The sequence below is a fragment of the Pantoea sp. T14 genome, assembly GCF_036663535.1.
In the GTDB taxonomy this organism is placed as follows: Bacteria; Pseudomonadota; Gammaproteobacteria; order Enterobacterales; family Enterobacteriaceae; genus Pantoea; species Pantoea phytostimulans.
Genome location: NZ_JAWUEB010000027.1, coordinates 529,327 through 547,578, shown reverse-complemented (window position 1 = coordinate 547,578; position 18,252 = coordinate 529,327). Strand labels below are relative to the sequence as shown.

The window sequence follows — 18,252 nt, the reverse complement described above, 5'->3', positions numbered from 1 at the left end:
TGTAGTTATCGCTTATCACGCGATTAACTATAGAACACCCTTTTGGATACACTGAGAAATAACAAGGATTTAGTAATTTATCTGGAGGATGTGTTCAATCAGAGTGGGAGACGCGGAATAATGGCGGTTTGCGGAAGGAACGCCCGATAAAGTTTAATGGGCTTCGTTATCTGCAGTAAGCGAGCCATCTGAAAACAGCCAACGTTTTAAGATCGCCCGCAGCGCCAGATAATGCGATTCTTTGGAATAAACTCGTCTGCCTGCGCGTTTACATGATGCTAAAACTCAACGCCGATAGAGAGGGTTTGCGGGATAGATCGCACCCAAAATGCTCTTTTCACGCGCCCCCGTTACGGCAGGCAGGTTGCCCGGCATGCCTGACATCGTGCGAAAAGCCAGCCAGGCAAAAGCCAGCGCTTCCATATCATCACCGCTGATGCCTGCTGCATCGGTGGTGGTGACTTCGGTTCCGGGAAGATGTGCTGCAAGACGCGCCATCAACAATGGATTTCGGCTACCGCCACCACACACCATTAACCGATCGCAGCCATCATTGAGTTGAACCTGCTGTGCGATAGTTAATGCCGTGAATTCAGTGAGTGTTGCCTGAACATCTTGCGGTGCCACACCAGGAAAGGCACGCAGATGCTGTTCCAGCCAACCTAAGTTAAAGTATTCACGCCCGGTGCTTTTGGGCGGCGGCAAAGCCAACCAGGGTTCGCGCAGTAAATTCTCCAGCAGCGCAGAAATCAGCGTACCGCTTCGGGCCCAGTGTGCATCTTTATCGTAAGGCTTGCCCTGATTACGCCAAATCCAGGCATCCAGCAGCATATTGCCTGGCCCGGTATCAAAACCACGCACCGGTTGGCCAGGGATCAGTAAAGAGAGATTGGCGATACCACCAATGTTCAGCACCATGCGACGTTCAGTGGTGTCCATTAACAGCGCCTGATGAAAGGCGGGTACCAGCGGCGCGCCTTGTCCACCTAACGCCATATCACGCCGACGAAAATCGCCCACCACGGTAACGCCGGTTGCCGCGACAATCTGATTATTGTCACCAATTTGTAGGGTATTGGGTGCTGCGCTTAGCGGCTCATGCCAAACCGTTTGCCCATGGCAGCCAATAGCGACCACATCGCTGGCTTCCAGCGATTCACGCTGCATTAAGGTCAAGACCGCTTCAGCAAACAGCTTGCCCAAACGTGCATCTAATTGGCCCAACTGCGACAGTGTTAATGTTTGTCCCTGGCAAATCGCCAAAACCTCATGACGCAATGCCTGCGGTATTGGATGGCAGTAGCTCGCCTGTTGTGCAACCATATTTTCATCAATCGCTGCCAGCACGACATCGACACCATCCAGACTGGTGCCGGACATTACGCCAATATAACGTCCTGATTTCATTGTCATTCCTTACTTCCGCCGGGAAGTTCATTGCTGATGTGGGTAGCCTGACAAATTCTGCTGGCTAATTCTATGATTAAATGATTCTTTCTACCGTGACACAGCAGCAAATACCGTAGGGCAACACTATTTTGTCATCGATTGAATTATTGTTGACACCTCGTAGTCTATGCTTCCGCCAACCGCGTTTTTTTCGGACTAAGATTAATTTGCCAGGTTTGTGCTTATACTGTTTTCAGGATATCGCGATAAACGTGGCGCATTCTCGATTAAAGGAGTTTTTAAATGATTAAGCGTGTAATTGTGGTCGCTTTGACCGGTGTGATGCTGGCAGGTTGTAGCAATACAGATACCTTGTCAGGTGATACCTATAGCGCAAATGAAGCTAAACAGGTCCAGAGCGTTTCTTATGGCACCTTGGTTTCTGTCCGCCCGGTTAAGATTCAGGGTGGCGATGAAAATAACGTAATTGGTGCGATCGGGGGTGCTGTGCTAGGCGGTTTCCTGGGCAATACCATCGGCGGCGGCGCGGGTCGCAGCCTGGCAACAGCCGGTGGTGCGGTATTGGGCGGCGTAGCGGGTCAAGGCGTGCAAGGTGCGGTTAACAAAGCCGACGGCGTTGAGCTTGAAATTCGCAAAGATGACGGCAACACCATCATGGTGGTGCAAAAACAAGCCGCCACGCGCTACTCAGTGGGTCAGCGCGTCGTAATGGCGTCGAATGGCAGCCAGATAACTGTTTCACCTCGCTAAACAATGCATAAAAAAACCGACGCCGGGCGTCGGTTTTTTTTTACTGCTCGCGTGACTCCTCATACGACTTTCCGCATTATTTCTCGCGATTCTGCAGTTCCAGAATGTTTTTTTCGAGTCGGGTAATCAGCGTTACCATCTGCGTAATCTCATCGCGACTGATTCCTGCAAGAATATCGTCGCGGGTTGCATCGATCACATTTTCAACTTTTTCGATAATCGGCTCAGCCTGACGTGTCAGTTTAATGCGTTTGGCACGGCGGTCATTGGCGCACGTCGAACGGGTGATTAGCCCTTTTTCTTCAAGCTGATCAAGCGTACGAACCAGCGATGGCTGTTCGATACCAATGGCTTTGGCTAATTGAATTTGCGACTGCTCTGGCGGCAGTTGATGAATATTGTGCAACGTCACCCAGTGAGTTTGGGTCAGCTCAAGCGGTTTTAAACGCTGATCAATCAACGCGCGCCAGATGCGCACCAGGCGAGATAAATCCGTTCCGAGGGGCGTATCCATTTCATCTCCTTATAATTAGCTTGCTAGCTATCAAGCCAGATTTTACACTATTTTGCGAGGTTAAAGGACAAATTACAAATCTCAGGCCAAGTCGCTGCCTCTCATCTACGCTTTTTGAGACAGACACCTGGGTTAACAAAGGATGATGAACGTGCCCACATCTCATTTTGCTGGCGCCAAACCGCTTACTGACCTGGTTTTTGGTGCTTCACTCTTCTTTCCTCCCCTCTTTAAAGCGGTGCTACTTGGCTTCTTTTTTTGGTTGCTCATCCATCCCTTGATACGCGGCTGGGTTTATTCGGGCGATGTTTGGCATCCCACTTTATTCGATCTCTCGCTGTTTGTGCTGTGCGTTACCGCTGCACTTTGGATTATTGGTCACGGATAATTATATGAAATTCAATGCGGTAAAGTATTTCTCAACCCTGATTGTCTTCACCTTAGCGCTGCTGGCAGGTTGGTGGATTTGGAATTACTACATGCAGTCACCGTGGACACGAGATGGCAAAGTGCGCGCTGAGCTGGTGGATATTACACCGCAGGTTTCAGGACGCATTGTGAGCCTCGCGGTGAAAGACAACCAGTTCGTACATAAAGGCCAGCAACTGCTCACTCTCGATACCGTGCCATGGGAAATCGCGCTGCATAATGCGGAGGCGCAGTTAAACAAAGCGCAGGCCGATCTCGCTAAAGCGCAACATGAAGCTAATCGCCGTGCCAGCCTGCCGCGCAACGTGATTTCTGCCGAAGATTTAGATGCCTATCGTTTGAGCGCCAATGCCATGGCGGCAAGTGCCAAAGCTGCGCAGGCGACGTTGGATCAAGCGCGCTGGAACCTCCAGCAAACCACCGTTACCGCGCCAACTGACGGCTGGATCAGTAACCTCACTTTGCGTCCAGGGAATTACGCCACTGCCGGAACGCCGCTGTTTGCGCTGGTCGACAGCCACTCTTACTACGTAATGGGCTATTTTGAAGAGACCAAACTGCGTCATATTCGTCCCGGCGCAGCGGCGCAAATTGTGCTGTACAGCAATGGCGCACGCTTGCAAGGCGAAGTCGAAAGCATTGGTCGCGCCATTTATGATCAAAGTATTGATACGGATAGCCAGCTGGTTCCTGATATCAAACCCAACGTGCCGTGGGTGCGGCTTGCGCAGCGCGTACCGGTGCGTATTCGCCTCGCCGCGATTCCCGATAACGTTCCATTAGTTGCAGGTACAACCTGCACAATCAACATTCAGCCATGAATTTTCAGTGGCTCGCCTGGGATCAATTGCCCTGGATAAAAGCTAACGCGAATCAGTGGCGCTATGCACTACGAAATGCGCTGGCAATGTGTATGGCGTTGAGCATTGCGTATGGACTGGAGCTGGATGAGCCTTACTGGGCAATGACTTCAGCTGCTGTGATTAGCTTTCCTACCGTCGGCGGTGCGATCAGTAAAAGTCTTGGGCGTATTGTTGGCAGCTTACTTGGTGCAACTGCTGCACTGCTGATTGCGGGTCATACACTGAACGAACCCTGGCTTTTTACCTTTGCTATTGCGGGTTGGCTGGCTTTTTGTACCTGGATCGCCAATCACTATCAAAATAACGTCGCCTACGCTTTTTCGCTGGCGGGCTATACCGCTGCAATTATTGCCTTTAGCAGCGTTGATATTACCGATGTGTCTGATCTCTGGACTATTACGCAGGCGCGGGTCTGTGAAGTGATTTCAGGCATTTTATGTGCCGGATTTATGATGATGGTGTTACCCAGCACCTCCGACGGCGATGCCCTTATGAATTCGCTGAAACAGATGCATGCGCGTTTGCTGGATCATGCCATCCTGCTGCTACAGCAGAATGATGCCGATAATGTGCGAACGGCACATGAAAACGTCATTAGCCAGATCCTGACCATGAATTTATTGCGCATTCAGGCCTTCTGGAGTCATTACCGCTATCGACGGCAGAACAATGTACTGAACTATGTACTGCATCAGCAATTGCGCCTGACCAGCGTGCTCTCAAGTTTACGCCGTATGTTATTGAACTGGCCGGACGCTCCCGCAGCGCTTTACGCTGCTATGCAGCAACTCACAGAAGAGTTGGCCACGCCGCACTGCAATAAATATCGTCTGGCACAAATACTGCGCACTATCACCCCCGCCGCAGACGGTGATTATCGTCAGCGCGCATTCTGCCAGCGCCTGCGCTACTTCTGCTGGATGTACTTAAACGTTTCGCGTTGGATCCGCTTACTTGAACACGCCGATGCTGACACCCGTTTTCAGCCGCCGCGCGTGGCTTCGCTGGCCCGTGAAAGCGACAGCGCTGAGGCGGGCTGGAGCGCGCTTCGCACCTTTAGCGTCATCGTATTAGGCTGTGCTTTCTGGATTAACACCCAATGGTCATCTGGCGCTTCTGCCTTGACCTTAACGGCCATCGCCTGTGTGCTCTACTCTTCCGCCCCTTCGCCCAGTGGCAGCGTGAGCTTGTTACTGAAAACGCTGCTGTGGCTGTTCGTGTTCAGCTTTGTGATGAAGTTTGGCTTTATGGTGCAGATCAATCAGCTGTGGCAATTTCTGCTGTTGCTGTTTCCGCTCCTGATCACTTTGCAACTCTTTAAGCTGCAACAAAAACAGCGGGCAGGCATGTGGGGGCAATTTATTGTCTTTATGGGATCGTTTATTGCTGTGACCAATCCACCCAATTGGGATTACGCAGACTTCTTCAATGACAACATTGCGAAAGTCTGTGGTGTATTACTGGCATGGTTGGCGTTTCAGATTTTACGACCGAGTTCGGATGCACGGCGCAGTCGCCGTCATATTCGTGCGCTACGCGTGGCGTTTCTCGATCAGCTACGACGGCGGCCGCGCTTAAGCGAAGATCGGTTTGAGTCACAAATTTATCACCACATCAGCCAACTGAGTAACAGTCGTGATGAGCAGGCGCGCGTCTGGTTACTGCGCTGGGGCGTGGTTTTGCTTAACTGTTCGCACATCGTCTGGCAATTACGTGACTGGCAGCCTTCATCACCCTCGCTTGGGCAAATACGCGAGGGCAGTCTGCATAATTTACAGCAAATTATCAGCAGCCATGGTGTGCGGCATGGCTCGCTCGACAATACGCTGGATGAACTGGCCACGACTATTGATAAGCTACTGACGGAAGAAAACAGTGAGGCCAATACATTAGCGGGAATTCTCTGGCGTTTACGCTGTTCTTTGGCACAACTTAAACAGGCTGTACCTGATTAATTACCGGCAATATTGCTGCTGTTGGCGGCTAAATTCATCCTGCAGTTGCTGCAACGTTTTGTGCCCTTCGAAACGAGTTTTGTCCACTTCCGCCATCGGCTGAATCACCAGCGCTTTCTCATCAGGTGAAAAGATAAAGCGCCTGATAATAGCGGTACCGGTAAAGCTTTTGCCTTCAATTCCGCCGCACACCATGGTCATGGCGCGGTGCGTGATGGTGGTATCAGTGAAATTGGTTTCAGTGGCGCTGCGCAACACATCCTGACAGCCTTTGGCTTCCAGCTTGCGCACGGTGTTTTTGCTCAGCCACTCACGGCCTTTAGCAATATTTTCGCAGACGCCGCGCATCGGATTAGTATCGATGGTGCGTTGAAGTTGCCGCCCAGTTTCGGTCACCAACTGCGTGTCATTAGGTTGATCGCATCCCACTAGCAGCAGACACAATAATAATGCGCCCGATAGTTTCATTCACCTGCTCCTTAGCTCATCAACCTTTCTTACTTGAATCAACATCATAGGGGGGAACGGTTTATGATGATAGCGCTAAAGAGTAAACAACGTAGAGGAAAGCAGGCGGCAAAGGCTAGCCGCCCGTAAAGTCAGATTACGCCGCAGGCATAACGTGCCCCGCCGCCGCCCAACGGTTGAGGATGGTCAGCATGATTGTCACCGCCTACGTGTACCATCAATGCTTTACCTTTGACCTCGCTGAGCGATTTGATCCGCGGTGCCAGCACCGGATAACTGGCCATGCCTTTATCATCAACATAAACGGCCGGTAAATCGCCTAAATGGCCTTCACCGTATGGGCCGAGGTGTTTACCCGTGTTGGCGGGATCCAAATGTCCACCCGCTGCACCGGCCGCTACCGTTTTGCCTTCAGAAGGCCCCGGTTCACAGCTTCCTTTAGCATGAACATGGAAACCATGAATACCGGGTGTTAATCCCTGTAATTTAGGGGTGAACTGTAAACCATACTGCGTTTCTTCGATTGTCACTGTGCCAACCGTTTTACCGATGCCTTCAGCCGTAACCTGATGGAGGGTGACCTGCTCTGAAGCCGCTTGTGCTGCGCCACACGTTAACATTGCCAATAACGCTATCGTTTTCATTGTTACTCCTTTTACATTCCAGGGTTCCATAAGCCTGGCCTTAGATGCGTTATCTTGCTCAAGTTTGACGCAATTTTACGCTTTAGGGCACGTCGTAACCCAGCGCCGCTTTACGAATGCGGAACCATTGCTGGCGATTCATCTTCAATTGCACAGCACCTGCAGCTTCGCTAACGCGTTGTGTTTTACCCGAACCAATGATGGGCAATGGCTTGCTGGGCAGCATCATCACCCAGGCATATACCACCTGTTCCAGACTTGACGCACCTATCTCCTGCCGCACCGTTTCGAGTTCATCACGCAGCGGTTGATAATGTGGATCGCTGAATAAAAGTCCGCCCCCCAAACATGACCAGGCCATTGGGCGAATGCGATGTTGTTGGCATTGATCCAACGATCCATCCAGTAACACACTTTGCTGAACCGGCGATATTTCTAATTGGTTTGTCACTAAAGAGAAAGGCAAGCGCGTTTGCAATAGCGTGAGCTGTGTAGGTGTAAAGTTGGAGACGCCAAAATGGAGCACCTTACCGCTCTGATGCAGCGCAATGAACGCTTCAGCGACTTCATCTGCATCCATTAACGGATCGGGACGGTGAATCAATAACAGATCTAAATAATCGGTCGCTAAATGGCTGAGTGATTTTTCAGCGCTGCTCAGGATGTGGGATTTATCGGTATTGTAGTGACCAATGTGGTGTTCTGGCTTAGCGCGTGTGGCGATACCGCATTTAGTGACGATCTGCATCTGTTTGCGTAATGCTGGCGCCAGTTTCATCGCTTCACCGAAGGCAGCCTCACAGCGATATTCACCGTATATATCGGCGTGATCAACAGTGGTAATGCCTAACGCAAGATGGTGTTCTATAAAGGCCACCCGCTGCTGCGGCGTCATGTCCCATTCCATCAGGCGCCAATAGCCCATAATTAGCGGCGAAAAAGTGGGTCCGTGCGGTGCGATCAATTGCGGTTCTAACATCGTGAACATCCTGTATTGAAAGGGCTGAAGGCGTGTAAGGGAGTATAACGGAAACGGGGAACGCGTCAGAACAATGAAGGTTGTTCAGGATCAAGCGGCTCGTCTATTTTCTTCTGGCGCAGCATGCGTATACGGCGTTGCTGACATAAGCGCAATACTTCACGCTTTTGTCCATCGCTGAAGCGCATCCAGTTAAACCGCTCATCACGGCTGCGCAAACATCCCACACAAAAGCCGCGCGCATCCGTCTGACAAATGCCGCGACAAGGGCTGGGAACGGGAAAAAATTCAAGTTGCTCCGCCACCGCATCTCCGAATAAAAAACATGAGGTCTAAAAAGAGCGTAGTGTTTTTAAGCAAGAAACCCCAATAAACGGGCGTAATTTGCGCTATTGCTCTCCCTACAAACTAAACAGTATGTGCCGAAAGCGCAATTTGGCATTGCAATAGACCAACTGGTCTAATAGTCTGGCCGACATGAACATAACGCGACAACGCAACGATACCCGAGAACATTTGCTGGTTACAGGCGAGCAGCTTTGTCTGCAACGCGGTTTTACCGGCATGGGATTGAGCGAACTGCTGACGCTAGCAGAAGTACCAAAAGGCTCTTTCTATTATCACTTCCGATCAAAGGAAGTGTTTGGTGTAGTCTTGCTGGAACGTTACTTTGCACGCTACTTGCAAGATGTTGAGTATCAGTTGCAGCAAGAAACCGGAAGTGCCCGAGAACGATTGCTTAACCATTTTCGTCGCGCAGAGCGTTTGTTTCGTGAAGAAGGTCATATTGTGGGTTGTTTAGGCGTTAAGCTTTCAGCCGAAGTGTGTGATCTCTCTGAACCGATGCGAGAGGCTTTGCAACTCGGCGCCAGTAAAATCATTGCTGTTTATGCTCAAACTTTGCAGACCGCGCAGCAGCAGGAAGCGGTCAACTTGCCGCAACAGCCTGCGCAAATGGCCGAATTACTCTACCTTTTATGGTTGGGCGCAAGTTTACAAAGCAAGATTTCCCGTGAGGTGCAACCTATGCATCTCGCACTCAGTACCATCGAACAGTGGCTAAATGCGCACTGATTTTAAAATGGCACTTTTGAGATTTTAAAAAGACAATTTTGTTTTTTAAAATGCCACTTAATAGATGACTGGTCTACTAATAAGGAGTTTACATGGCGAGTACCCAGCTGTTTCGTCCGCTAAAAGTCGGTGCAATCACCGTTCCAAACCGTGTTTTCATGGCGCCGCTGACCCGTTTGCGCAGCATTGAGCCAGGCGATATACCGACTCCACTGATGGGCGAATATTATCGTCAACGTGCCAGCGCAGGCTTGATTATCACCGAAGCCACGCAGATCTCTTTCCAGGCTAAGGGCTATGCCGGCGCGCCGGGATTGCACACCCAGCCACAAATCGCGGCATGGAAAGAGATCAATAACGGTATTCATGAAGCGGGCGGTCACAGCGCTGTACAACTTTGGCATACCGGACGTATTTCGCATCACAGCGTGCAGCCAGAAGGCAACGCACCGGTAGCACCAGCGGCTATTCCTGCAGGTACGCGTACTTCACTTCGCGCTGCTGATGGCAGCGTTTATCGTGAAGATACCTCGACACCGCGCGAATTAAGCGTGGCGGAAATCCAGCAGATCGTAAAAGATTTTGGTCAATCGGCGACAAACGCGCGTGAAGCTGATTTCGATTTGCTTGAGCTTCACTCAGCACACGGGTATCTGATTCATCAGTTCCTTGCGCCAGATTCAAACCCGCGTACCGATGAATATGGCGGCAGCATTGAGAAGCGTGGCCGTTTTGCGCTGGAAGTTGTTGATGCTGTGATTGCAAACTGGTCAGCCGATCGCATAGGTATTCGTGTTTCTCCCATTGGTAGCTTCCAGAATCTGGATAATGGTCCAGACGAAGAAGAAGCTGCACTGTGGTATATCGGTGAATTGGCGAAGCGTAACATTGCCTATCTGCATATGTCTGAGCCTGACTGGGCTGGCGGCACGCCCTACACCGACGCGTTCCGTGAGAAAGTGCGTAAGCTGTTCCCTGGCGTCATCATTGGTGCCGGTGCCTATACAGTAGAAAAAGCGGATGACCTGATTGCGCGTGGACTGATTGATGCCGTGGCGTTTGGTCGCGATTATATCGCCAACCCCGATCTGGTCGAGCGTCTGCAGCAAGATGCGCCACTTAATCCTCAGCGCCCAGAAAGCTTCTACGGCGGCGGTGCTGAAGGCTACACCGATTATCCCACGCTGTAAGTGACTGTGCTGTCGTAACGTTTTGTTGCGGCAGCGATTATTCTTTCACTCTGTTCGTCGCTATACTTAGCGCTTGTGTCATCATTCGATGACGTTTTGATTAAAGAGGATGTTATGCGCTTACTTCACACCATGCTTCGCGTTGGCGATCTGCAACGCTCCATTGATTTTTATACTCGCGTGCTGGGTATGCGTTTACTGCGTCAGAGCGAAAATACCGAATATAAATATACGCTGGCGTTTGTAGGTTATACCGAAGAGAGCGAAGGTGCCGTGCTTGAATTGACCTACAACTGGGGCGTAGAGAGCTACGATTTGGGTAATGCTTATGGCCATATCGCATTGGGCGTGGATGATGCCGCTGCAGCGTGCGATCGTATTCGCAACGACGGTGGAAAAGTCACCCGTGAAGCGGGCCCGGTCAAAGGCGGCTCTACGATCATCGCTTTTGTGGAAGACCCAGATGGCTATAAAATCGAGTTAATCGAGAATAAAGACGCCGGTAAAGGTCTTGGTCACTAAACAAGATTGACTCAGCCTGCCCTTGTTGTCGGCAGGCTGATATTTCCCCAGCCCTTTGTGGCCTGCTGCACCCAACGCTGTTTTTTGTCATAATGCGCGCTGCCCATTCCCTGCAATGAGATCCTGATGTCTGAATCGAATTCCCCAAACGCGCTCAATCAACGCTTCCGCGGCTTCTTTCCGGTGGTTATTGATGTAGAAACCGCTGGCTTTAATGCGCAAACCGACGCGCTGTTAGAGATTGCCGCTACAACGCTGAAAATGGATGAAGATGGCTGGATTCACCTCGACCAGACGCTGCATTTTCACGTTGAGCCTTTTGAAGGCTCGCTGTTGCATCCCGAAGCGTTGGCTTTTACCGGCATCGACCCGCATAACCCGCTACGTGGCGCTGTCGATGAACATGACGCACTGCATACCATTTTTAAAATGGTGCGCAAAGGGATCAAGGATACCGGCTGTAACCGTGCCATTATGGTGGCGCACAATGCGACCTTTGATTTGAACTTTATGAACGCTGCTGCTGAACGGGCCAACCTCAAGCGTAATCCTTTTCATCCCTTTGCTACTTTTGATACCGCAGCATTGAGCGGTTTAGTCTTGGGACAAACGGTTTTAGCGAAAGCGTGTAAAGCGGCAGGCATGGAGTTTGACAGTACACAGGCGCATTCTGCTCTTTATGATACTGAGCAAACTGCCACGCTGTTTTGTGAATTGGTTAATCGCTGGAAGCGGCTGGGTGGATGGCCCTTACCCTTTGCAGAAGGCGATGCGGCTGAAAGCGCCTCAGAATAGATAACGTAAAAAGGCCGACATTTGTCGGCCTTTTTCTTATTCCGCTTCTTTAAACTTCTCAGCGGTTTCTTTGATCAGCGATTGAAGTTCGCCACGCTGGAACATCTCAACGATAATGTCACAACCGCCGACCAGTTCGCCATCTATCCACAACTGTGGGAAAGTTGGCCATTTTGCGTATTTCGGCAGTTCAGCACGAATATCTGGATTCTGCAGAATATCCACGTAAGCGAAACGCTCACCACAGGCTGACAGCGCCTGAACCGCCTGAGCAGAGAAACCACAGCTTGGCAGTTTCGGCGAGCCTTTCATGAACAGCAGGATCGGGTTTTCTGCGATCTGGCGCTGAATTTTTTCTACAGTACTCATAATTGCCTTCCTTAATTCGTCACTTCGTGTTTGTTTATTGTAGCGACTTCGCCCTCGGACTGAAAATGAGAATTTACTTTCGGAAGGTCAAACCGCCATGTTTGTTAAGTCGCTGTATAAGAAATAACACTCTCATATCATTAATGCGCATTAATGTATTAATAATTAGCAATAATTTCGCTGATATAAGGTGCTGAAATTGCTCATTTTCGCTCCAATTTCAATCAGCTAACAGATTAATAGAAAAAGGACTTACTTTTTTAAAAACATCTGGACTAGAATGGCCTCGGCACTGATCCTGGATCAGATTTTTCCAACCCTGTTATGGCCGTTTTTAACCTGACAGCTCAACTGTAACCGGACTATGCGTCTAATCATTACGCTTTTCATACTGGCTTTTGCCCAGCTGTTCTTTAACGTCGCATCTGCTTCACCGCATGCGCCGGTTAAGGCCAGCCAGCATAAAGTAGAGAAAAAAAGTGCACGCGAAGATGAGCGGCGTAAACGACGCCCGGTAAAAACCGCAGTTAAGAAATCCCGTCTGACTTCCGTTCAAAAACTTAAACTCAAAAAACAGAAGAAAGTCGAGTTAGTTGCACATAATACCTCCGCTAAAAAAATTACGCTTAAATCCTCAAGTAAACATTACGGTCGCCAGCGTTCATCAAAAGTTATCGCAGCCGAAACCAATGAGCTCGGTACGATTAAAATGAGTAAGGCCCATCGTCAGCGCTATCAAAAAGCGCGCGAGACAGCGATGGCAAAACTCATGGGCCAGTTGGGCAAACCTTATCAGTGGGGCGGTACTTCTCCACATACCGGGTTCGATTGCAGCGGTCTTGTATGGTATGCCTACAAAGATTTGTTGAAGTTTAAAATCCCACGTACCGCCAATGAGATGTATCACCTGCGTGATGCTGCGCCGATCAAGCGAGAATTGCTTGAGAAAGGTGATTTAGTATTCTTTCGCATCAATGGACGCGGCACCGCCGATCACGTCGGCGTTTATTTAGGCGATGGGAAGTTTATTCAATCGCCGCGCACCGGCAAAGATATTCAGATCAGCGCATTAGGCGAAGATTACTGGCAGCGTCATTATATTGGTGCCCGACGAATGATGACGCCGAAAACCATACGATAGAATCATTAAGCATAAAAAAAGCCGGTTAAACCGGCTTTTTTTATTAATGCAAAATAGCGGTAAAGCTAAAAGCGACAATCATCAATAATGCCCCGCCAGTGGTCATCAATGCCAGTTTCATCTCGGTACTCATCATCTCTCCTTGGCCTCACAGTTTGTGTGGATAAAGCATTTTCCCATAAGGCCCAGTAAAAATCTCGTTTTATCCGTTCAGCCTTGTTAGAATCCCGCCTTTGTTGCGCAACGCGCGCAACGTCGGTTCCGTTCGCTGTCTTCCTTTGGCTTTTTTTTCCGCACAGACGCCATATTACCGGCAAAAAAGCAGTATATTTGCGGGCAAAACCCTACGTTGACGCAAACGTTTAACATCATGCTTATCAACTAGTTAAGATAAGCTCGGGAGTCTCTTTTTCATGGCAACAATCAAAGATGTGGCGAAACGCGCGGGAGTTTCTACAACGACCGTCTCTCACGTCATTAATAAAACGCGTTTCGTGGCAGAGGAAACGCGTAATGCGGTCTGGCAAGCCATTCAGGAGCTGCATTATTCGCCGAGCGCAGTGGCGCGAAGCCTGAAGGTAAATCACACCAAAACGCTGGGATTGCTCGCCACCTCCAGCGAAGCGCCCTACTTTGCTGAAATCATTGAGGCTGTGGAAAATCACTGTTTTGACAAAGGCTACACCCTGATTTTAGGTAATGCGCATAACGATTTGCAAAAACAGCGCGCTTACCTGTCCATGATGGCGCAGAAACGCGTTGATGGCTTATTGGTGATGTGCTCCGAATATCCAGACGATCTGCTGAAGATGCTGGAAGAAAATCGCAATATTCCCATGGTGGTCATGGATTGGGGTGAATCGCGTGGCGATTTTACCGACACCGTGCTCGATAACGCCTTCCACGGCGGTTATCTTGCCGGGCGCTATTTAATCGAACGTGGACACCGCGACATTGGCGCCATTCCGGGCCAAATGGAACGCAACACGGGTGGCGGACGTCACGCAGGTTTCCTGAAGGCCATGGAAGAAGCCAATATCCAGCCTCGCGCAGAGTGGATCGTACAAGGTGACTTCGAGCCTGAGTCAGGTTATCAGGCGATGCAGCAAATCCTCTCGCAGAAACAAAGACCGACTGCCGTTTTTTGTGGTGGTGACATCATGGCGATGGGTGCCATTTGTGCCGCAGATGAAATGGGATTACGCGTCCCACAAGATATTTCCGTGATCGGTTATGACAACGTGCGCAACGCACGCTATTTCGCACCCGCATTAACTACCGTGCATCAGCCAAAAGCGGAGTTGGGGGAAAAAGCGTTGGATATGTTGTTGGATCGTATTACCAGTAAACGCGAAGAGTCTCAGACCATTGAGGTTCATCCCACACTGATTGAGCGTCGCTCAGTAGGTTATGGCCCTTTCCGCGATTACCGCCGTTAATCCTCACTTAACCATTCCTGATTAAGTGTTTGCGCATCACCTAGATAGCTGAGCAACCAACCCAGCGCCGGTGATGCGCGATCTTCCGCCCAGCTTACGCAGCAAGGACTTTCTGGAAAACTTTCCGGTAACGTGAGTTCAACCAGTTCACCTGAATCGAGTAACGGGCGAGCCAGATGCCCCGGCACCATGGCAACGCATAACCCCGCCAAAACACAATCCAACCCTGTTTGCCATTCCGGCACGACCAAACGTCGCTGATTGTCCAGCGTCCAGGTCATACGACGCGGCAGCGCCCGTGATGTATCTTCTAATACCAACGACGGCCAACTGCGCAAAGTGTCATCATCTAATGCCTCTGCCTGTGTTAAAGGATGCTCACGCATCACTACGCAGCGCCAGTTGAGCGCGCCCATATCTTTAAAGGCGAAGCGTCCGCCCACAGGAATAGCCTGGGTTGCCCCAATCGCGACGTCAACTCGCCCGTCTGCTAAGGCATCCCACACACCATTAAACACTTCGTAACTGATGATTAATTCCATGTCGGGAAAATGACGATAAAAGTCTTTCACTAACTGCCGCGTTCGTTCTGGTTTAACAATGCAGTCTACCGCGATGCTTAACTGCCCGCGCCAGCCATTTGCCAGTTGTTGACACTGACGTCGGGTTGCCAGCATTTTTTTGATAACAGTGCGTCCTTCGCGGACAAAATGTTCGCCTGCGGGGGTTAAAACCACTTCGCGATGATGACGTTCAAATAGCGGAACCGCCAACCAGGTTTCAAGCTGCCGTACCGTATAGCTGATGGCAGAAGGAACGCGGTGTAGTTCCTGTGCGGCTGCGCTAAAACTTCCACCGCGTGCTACCGCATCCACAACTTCCAATGCATATTCTGACCACATAATCTGCCTTCAAAATTTTTAACAGCCAGTGGCAAATATTAACGTTTCACAGGTTTAAACGCACCTTTTACACTCTGCCGCGTTCATTCTGCAAAAATGAGAAAAAGATGTTATCGAATAAGAGCTTTATCCCTTACCTTGCGCTGCTCAGTATGCTGGGCTTTTTAGCAACAGACATGTATTTACCTGCGTTCGGCGCCATGCAACAAACGTTTAATACGTCACCGGGTATCATCAGTGCCAGCATGAGCTTGTTCCTTGCGGGATTCGCCTGCGCGCAGCTTTTCTGGGGACCGCTGTCTGATCGCATTGGGCGCAAGCCCGTTTTACTCGCAGGCCTGACGCTGTTTGCCTTGGGCTGTGCAGGCATGTTGTGGGTGACTGACACTATTTTGATGCTGGTGCTGCGCTTTATTCAGGCGGTAGGTGTTTGTGCCGCAGCGGTGAGTTGGCAGGCTTTAGTGGTTGATCGCTATCCGCAGGCGCGCGCGAATAAGGTTTTCGCGACGATTATGCCTTTGGTGGCACTTTCACCTGCACTTGCGCCGCTGCTGGGCGCATGGCTTATCGGTCATTTTCATTGGCGTTCAATTTTTTTGGTGTTAACACTCACAGCAGTTGCACTGATTGCCGTGACGTTGCGTTTACCCTCCACACGTAAAGTCTCCAATAACGATCAGCAAAAGCCCGGTTTTATCACCCTGCTTCGCTCTTCGGTTTATCGCGGAAACGTCATAATTTACGCTGCCTGCTCGGCCAGCTTTTTTGCCTGGTTAACCGGTTCGCCCTTTATTTTGGCAGACATCGGATTAACGCCTGCCGATATTGGCTTGAGCTATGTGCCGCAAACCATCGCCTTTTTGATCGGTGGCTTTGGTTGTCGCGCCCTGCTCAATCGCTTTAACGGTGCGCAGCTATTGCCGTGGATGTTAGTCATTTACAGCGTGAGCATTCTGGTGCTGTTTGCTGTTGCACTGGCAGGTGTCAATAACCTGACGGCGCTCCTACTGCCGTTCTGCGGCATGGCGTTAGCTAACGGTGCAATTTATCCCATTGTCGTTTCCAGCGCCCTACAACCTTTTCCTCATGCAACGGGCAAAGCGGCAGCGCTGCAAAACTGTTTGCAATTAGGATTATGTTTCGCCGCCAGCCTTGCCGTTTCTGCGGGTTTGCAACATGCCTTACATACCACCACAATGATTATGGCACTGACGATCTTGCTTGCCCTGCTGGGATACCGTATCCAACGCCAGGTGAGCGCACAAACTGATGTTGCCTCGTCAAAATCCGTTTGCCAGGATAATCACTGAGGCGAAAGATTTTAATTAGCAACCTAACAATAAGTCATTGAATACTGACCCGAGTGATAATATACTCATTCGGGTCAATAAATCTGCTACAAATCAACAACATAATTAGAGTGTTTTTAGCGACTTTGTCGCTGGGATGGCGTCTGCACAATATCTCTGTTTTCTATTGTGAGAGACCAACATTGTTCCTTTTCAATCCTCTGTAATACGTCGGATATCAGGCGCACGGGCCATTCCGTGACTTTTCTCAAAACCCCTGAGAAATTGGCTATTCTTTTTCTCAGGTTCAGGTTGGACAGGTGATGGAGAAGCTATGAGTTCATCGTTTATAGAAGAAGTGAGCCTTGAAGAAAACCATTGGTATCGCATCGTTCATGAAATGCTGGAACAAGCAGATATCGAAATCAATGGTACTCGCCCCTGGGATATTCAGGTTATTAATCCTGATTTTTTCAAACGTGTCTTGCAGGAAGGTTCGCTCGGTTTAGGCGAAAGTTATATGGACGGCTGGTGGGAGTGTGAACAGCTGGATATATTTTTTCACCGCGTGCTTAAGCACAAACTGGACCAGAAATTACCGCACCATTTCAAAGATACTTTGCGCATTGCTGCCGCGCGATTAACGAATCTACAATCGAAAAAGCGCGCATGGATGGTAGGTAAAGAGCATTACGACTTAGGCAATGATTTATTTACGCTGATGCTCGATCCCTATATGCAATATTCCTGTGCTTACTGGAAAGACGCAACAACCTTAGAGGCGGCTCAGGAAGCCAAATTAGATATGATCTGCCGCAAGCTGCAGCTTGAGCCGGGTATGTCGTTGTTAGATATTGGTTGCGGATGGGGCGGACTCGCCGCTTATGCGGCGCGTCATTATGGCGTTAAGGTACATGGCGTCACGATTTCAGCTGAACAGCAAAAACTGGCCCAGCAGCGCTGTGAAGGCTTGGATGTCACTATTCTGCTTCAGGATTATCGCGATCTTGATCGGCAATTTGATCGCATCGTTTCAGTGGGTATGTTTGAACACGTCGGCCCCAAAAATTACGCGACCTATTTCGATGTAGTGGATCGTAATTTAAAGCCTCATGGCCTTTTCTTACTTCACACTATTGGCGCCATTGTAACGGATATGAATGTTGATCCATGGATTGATAAATATATCTTCCCTAACGGCTGTTTACCCTCAATGCGCCATATTGCTGACGCCAGCGAGCCGCATTTTGTTATGGAAGACTGGCACAACTTTGGTGCTGATTATGACACGACATTAATGGCCTGGTACGCGCGTTTCTTACAGGCATGGCCTGAGCTGGCAGATAATTATGGTGAACGCTTTAAGCGCATGTTCTCATATTATCTGAATGCGTGTGCGGGCGCGTTTCGTGCTCGAGACATTCAGTTATGGCAAGTAGTGTTTAGCCGCGGTGTCGAAGGTGGGTTACGCGTGGCACGCTGAAGTCTGGATTAAAAGCAGAAGGCGCTCAATGCGCCT

Annotated in this window: 21 protein-coding genes; 12 read left to right on the top strand and 9 right to left on the bottom strand. The window is 49.9% G+C overall.

Annotated features, from left to right (window positions below; translation table 11 throughout):
* Positions 1–285: 285 nt before the first annotated feature.
* Positions 286–1,407, bottom strand: coding sequence for an anhydro-N-acetylmuramic acid kinase (gene anmK, locus SC127_RS20695; RefSeq protein WP_243078050.1), 1,122 nt, complete (start codon positions 1,405–1,407; stop codon positions 286–288).
* Between the two features lie 285 nt (positions 1,408–1,692).
* Here anmK and SC127_RS20690 point away from each other — a divergent pair, with 285 nt between their 5' ends.
* Positions 1,693–2,160, top strand: a complete 468-nt coding sequence (locus SC127_RS20690; protein WP_243078051.1) for a glycine zipper 2TM domain-containing protein — start codon at positions 1,693–1,695, stop codon at positions 2,158–2,160.
* 76 nt (positions 2,161–2,236) lie between these two features.
* Here SC127_RS20690 and slyA read toward each other — a convergent pair whose 3' ends face one another.
* Positions 2,237–2,674, bottom strand: a complete 438-nt coding sequence (gene slyA, locus SC127_RS20685) for a transcriptional regulator SlyA (protein WP_215846918.1) — start codon at positions 2,672–2,674, stop codon at positions 2,237–2,239.
* A 151-nt stretch (positions 2,675–2,825) separates the two neighbouring features.
* On the opposite strand from slyA, the gene SC127_RS20680 reads away from it, so the two are divergent.
* Genes SC127_RS20680 through SC127_RS20670 form a run of 3 tightly spaced genes read left to right on the top strand, consistent with a single transcriptional unit; the run spans position 2,826 to position 5,921 of the window.
* Positions 2,826–3,062, top strand: coding sequence for a DUF1656 domain-containing protein (locus tag SC127_RS20680; RefSeq protein WP_409075568.1), 237 nt, complete (start codon positions 2,826–2,828; stop codon positions 3,060–3,062).
* 4 nt (positions 3,063–3,066) lie between these two features.
* Positions 3,067–3,924: an efflux RND transporter periplasmic adaptor subunit gene (locus SC127_RS20675; protein ID WP_243078052.1), complete on the top strand. Its 858-nt coding sequence runs from the start codon at positions 3,067–3,069 to the stop codon at positions 3,922–3,924.
* Positions 3,921–5,921 carry an FUSC family protein gene (locus SC127_RS20670; protein ID WP_332627841.1) on the top strand — a complete coding sequence of 667 codons (2,001 nt, stop codon included), beginning with the start codon at positions 3,921–3,923 and terminating at the stop codon, positions 5,919–5,921. Before SC127_RS20675 ends, SC127_RS20670 begins: the two co-directional genes overlap by 4 nt.
* Here the strand turns inward: SC127_RS20670 and SC127_RS20665 are convergent, their stop codons facing one another.
* From SC127_RS20665 to SC127_RS20650, 4 genes are all read right to left on the bottom strand, one after another.
* Positions 5,922–6,389 (bottom strand): hypothetical protein, encoded by a 468-nt coding sequence (locus tag SC127_RS20665; RefSeq protein ID WP_332627839.1) that lies wholly within the window; start codon positions 6,387–6,389, stop codon positions 5,922–5,924.
* Between the two features lie 131 nt (positions 6,390–6,520).
* A complete protein-coding gene (sodC, locus tag SC127_RS20660) occupies positions 6,521–7,033 on the bottom strand; it encodes a superoxide dismutase [Cu-Zn] SodC (protein ID WP_243078055.1) in 513 nt (170 codons plus the stop codon).
* 82 nt (positions 7,034–7,115) lie between these two features.
* Positions 7,116–8,012 carry an aldo/keto reductase gene (locus tag SC127_RS20655; RefSeq protein WP_332627836.1) on the bottom strand — a complete coding sequence of 299 codons (897 nt, stop codon included), beginning with the start codon at positions 8,010–8,012 and terminating at the stop codon, positions 7,116–7,118.
* A gap of 65 nt (positions 8,013–8,077) precedes the next feature.
* Positions 8,078–8,317, bottom strand: a complete 240-nt coding sequence (locus SC127_RS20650) for a DUF1289 domain-containing protein (RefSeq protein WP_215846922.1) — start codon at positions 8,315–8,317, stop codon at positions 8,078–8,080.
* A 172-nt stretch (positions 8,318–8,489) separates the two neighbouring features.
* On the opposite strand from SC127_RS20650, the gene SC127_RS20645 reads away from it, so the two are divergent.
* The 4 genes from SC127_RS20645 to rnt all read left to right on the top strand — a co-directional run bounded on the left by SC127_RS20645 (position 8,490) and on the right by rnt (position 11,593).
* Positions 8,490–9,086: a TetR/AcrR family transcriptional regulator gene (locus SC127_RS20645; protein ID WP_215846923.1), complete on the top strand. Its 597-nt coding sequence runs from the start codon at positions 8,490–8,492 to the stop codon at positions 9,084–9,086.
* Positions 9,087–9,178: 92 nt separating this feature from the next.
* On the top strand, positions 9,179–10,276 hold the full coding sequence (locus SC127_RS20640; RefSeq protein ID WP_243078059.1) for an alkene reductase: 1,098 nt from the start codon (positions 9,179–9,181) through the stop codon (positions 10,274–10,276).
* Between the two features lie 114 nt (positions 10,277–10,390).
* Positions 10,391–10,798, top strand: a complete 408-nt coding sequence (gloA, locus tag SC127_RS20635) for a lactoylglutathione lyase (RefSeq protein ID WP_215846925.1) — start codon at positions 10,391–10,393, stop codon at positions 10,796–10,798.
* A 126-nt stretch (positions 10,799–10,924) separates the two neighbouring features.
* Entirely contained in the window at positions 10,925–11,593 is a 669-nt protein-coding gene (rnt, locus tag SC127_RS20630; RefSeq protein ID WP_332627830.1) for a ribonuclease T, read from the top strand.
* 36 nt (positions 11,594–11,629) lie between these two features.
* Here the strand turns inward: rnt and SC127_RS20625 are convergent, their stop codons facing one another.
* Positions 11,630–11,965 carry a Grx4 family monothiol glutaredoxin gene (locus SC127_RS20625; RefSeq protein ID WP_332628257.1) on the bottom strand — a complete coding sequence of 112 codons (336 nt, stop codon included), beginning with the start codon at positions 11,963–11,965 and terminating at the stop codon, positions 11,630–11,632.
* Positions 11,966–12,326: 361 nt separating this feature from the next.
* Here SC127_RS20625 and SC127_RS20620 point away from each other — a divergent pair, with 361 nt between their 5' ends.
* Entirely contained in the window at positions 12,327–13,103 is a 777-nt protein-coding gene (locus SC127_RS20620; protein WP_332627828.1) for a C40 family peptidase, read from the top strand.
* A gap of 43 nt (positions 13,104–13,146) precedes the next feature.
* On the opposite strand, the gene cydH is transcribed toward SC127_RS20620, so the two are convergent.
* Positions 13,147–13,239, bottom strand: a complete 93-nt coding sequence (gene cydH / locus SC127_RS20615; RefSeq protein WP_332627826.1) for a cytochrome bd-I oxidase subunit CydH — start codon at positions 13,237–13,239, stop codon at positions 13,147–13,149.
* Between the two features lie 277 nt (positions 13,240–13,516).
* On the opposite strand from cydH, the gene purR reads away from it, so the two are divergent.
* Positions 13,517–14,542: an HTH-type transcriptional repressor PurR gene (purR, locus tag SC127_RS20610; RefSeq protein WP_215846928.1), complete on the top strand. Its 1,026-nt coding sequence runs from the start codon at positions 13,517–13,519 to the stop codon at positions 14,540–14,542.
* Here the strand turns inward: purR and punR are convergent.
* Positions 14,539–15,444, bottom strand: coding sequence for a DNA-binding transcriptional activator PunR (punR, locus tag SC127_RS20605; protein WP_215846929.1), 906 nt, complete (start codon positions 15,442–15,444; stop codon positions 14,539–14,541). The genes purR and punR overlap by 4 nt on opposite strands.
* 107 nt (positions 15,445–15,551) lie before the next feature.
* Here punR and punC point away from each other — a divergent pair, with 107 nt between their 5' ends.
* Together punC and cfa are read left to right on the top strand one after the other, a co-directional pair.
* Complete coding sequence (gene punC / locus SC127_RS20600) at positions 15,552–16,754, top strand: purine nucleoside transporter PunC (protein ID WP_332627823.1); 1,203 nt, start codon at positions 15,552–15,554, stop codon at positions 16,752–16,754.
* Between the two features lie 313 nt (positions 16,755–17,067).
* Positions 17,068–18,216: a cyclopropane fatty acyl phospholipid synthase gene (gene cfa / locus SC127_RS20595; protein WP_243078063.1), complete on the top strand. Its 1,149-nt coding sequence runs from the start codon at positions 17,068–17,070 to the stop codon at positions 18,214–18,216.
* Positions 18,217–18,252: the final 36 nt, after the last annotated feature.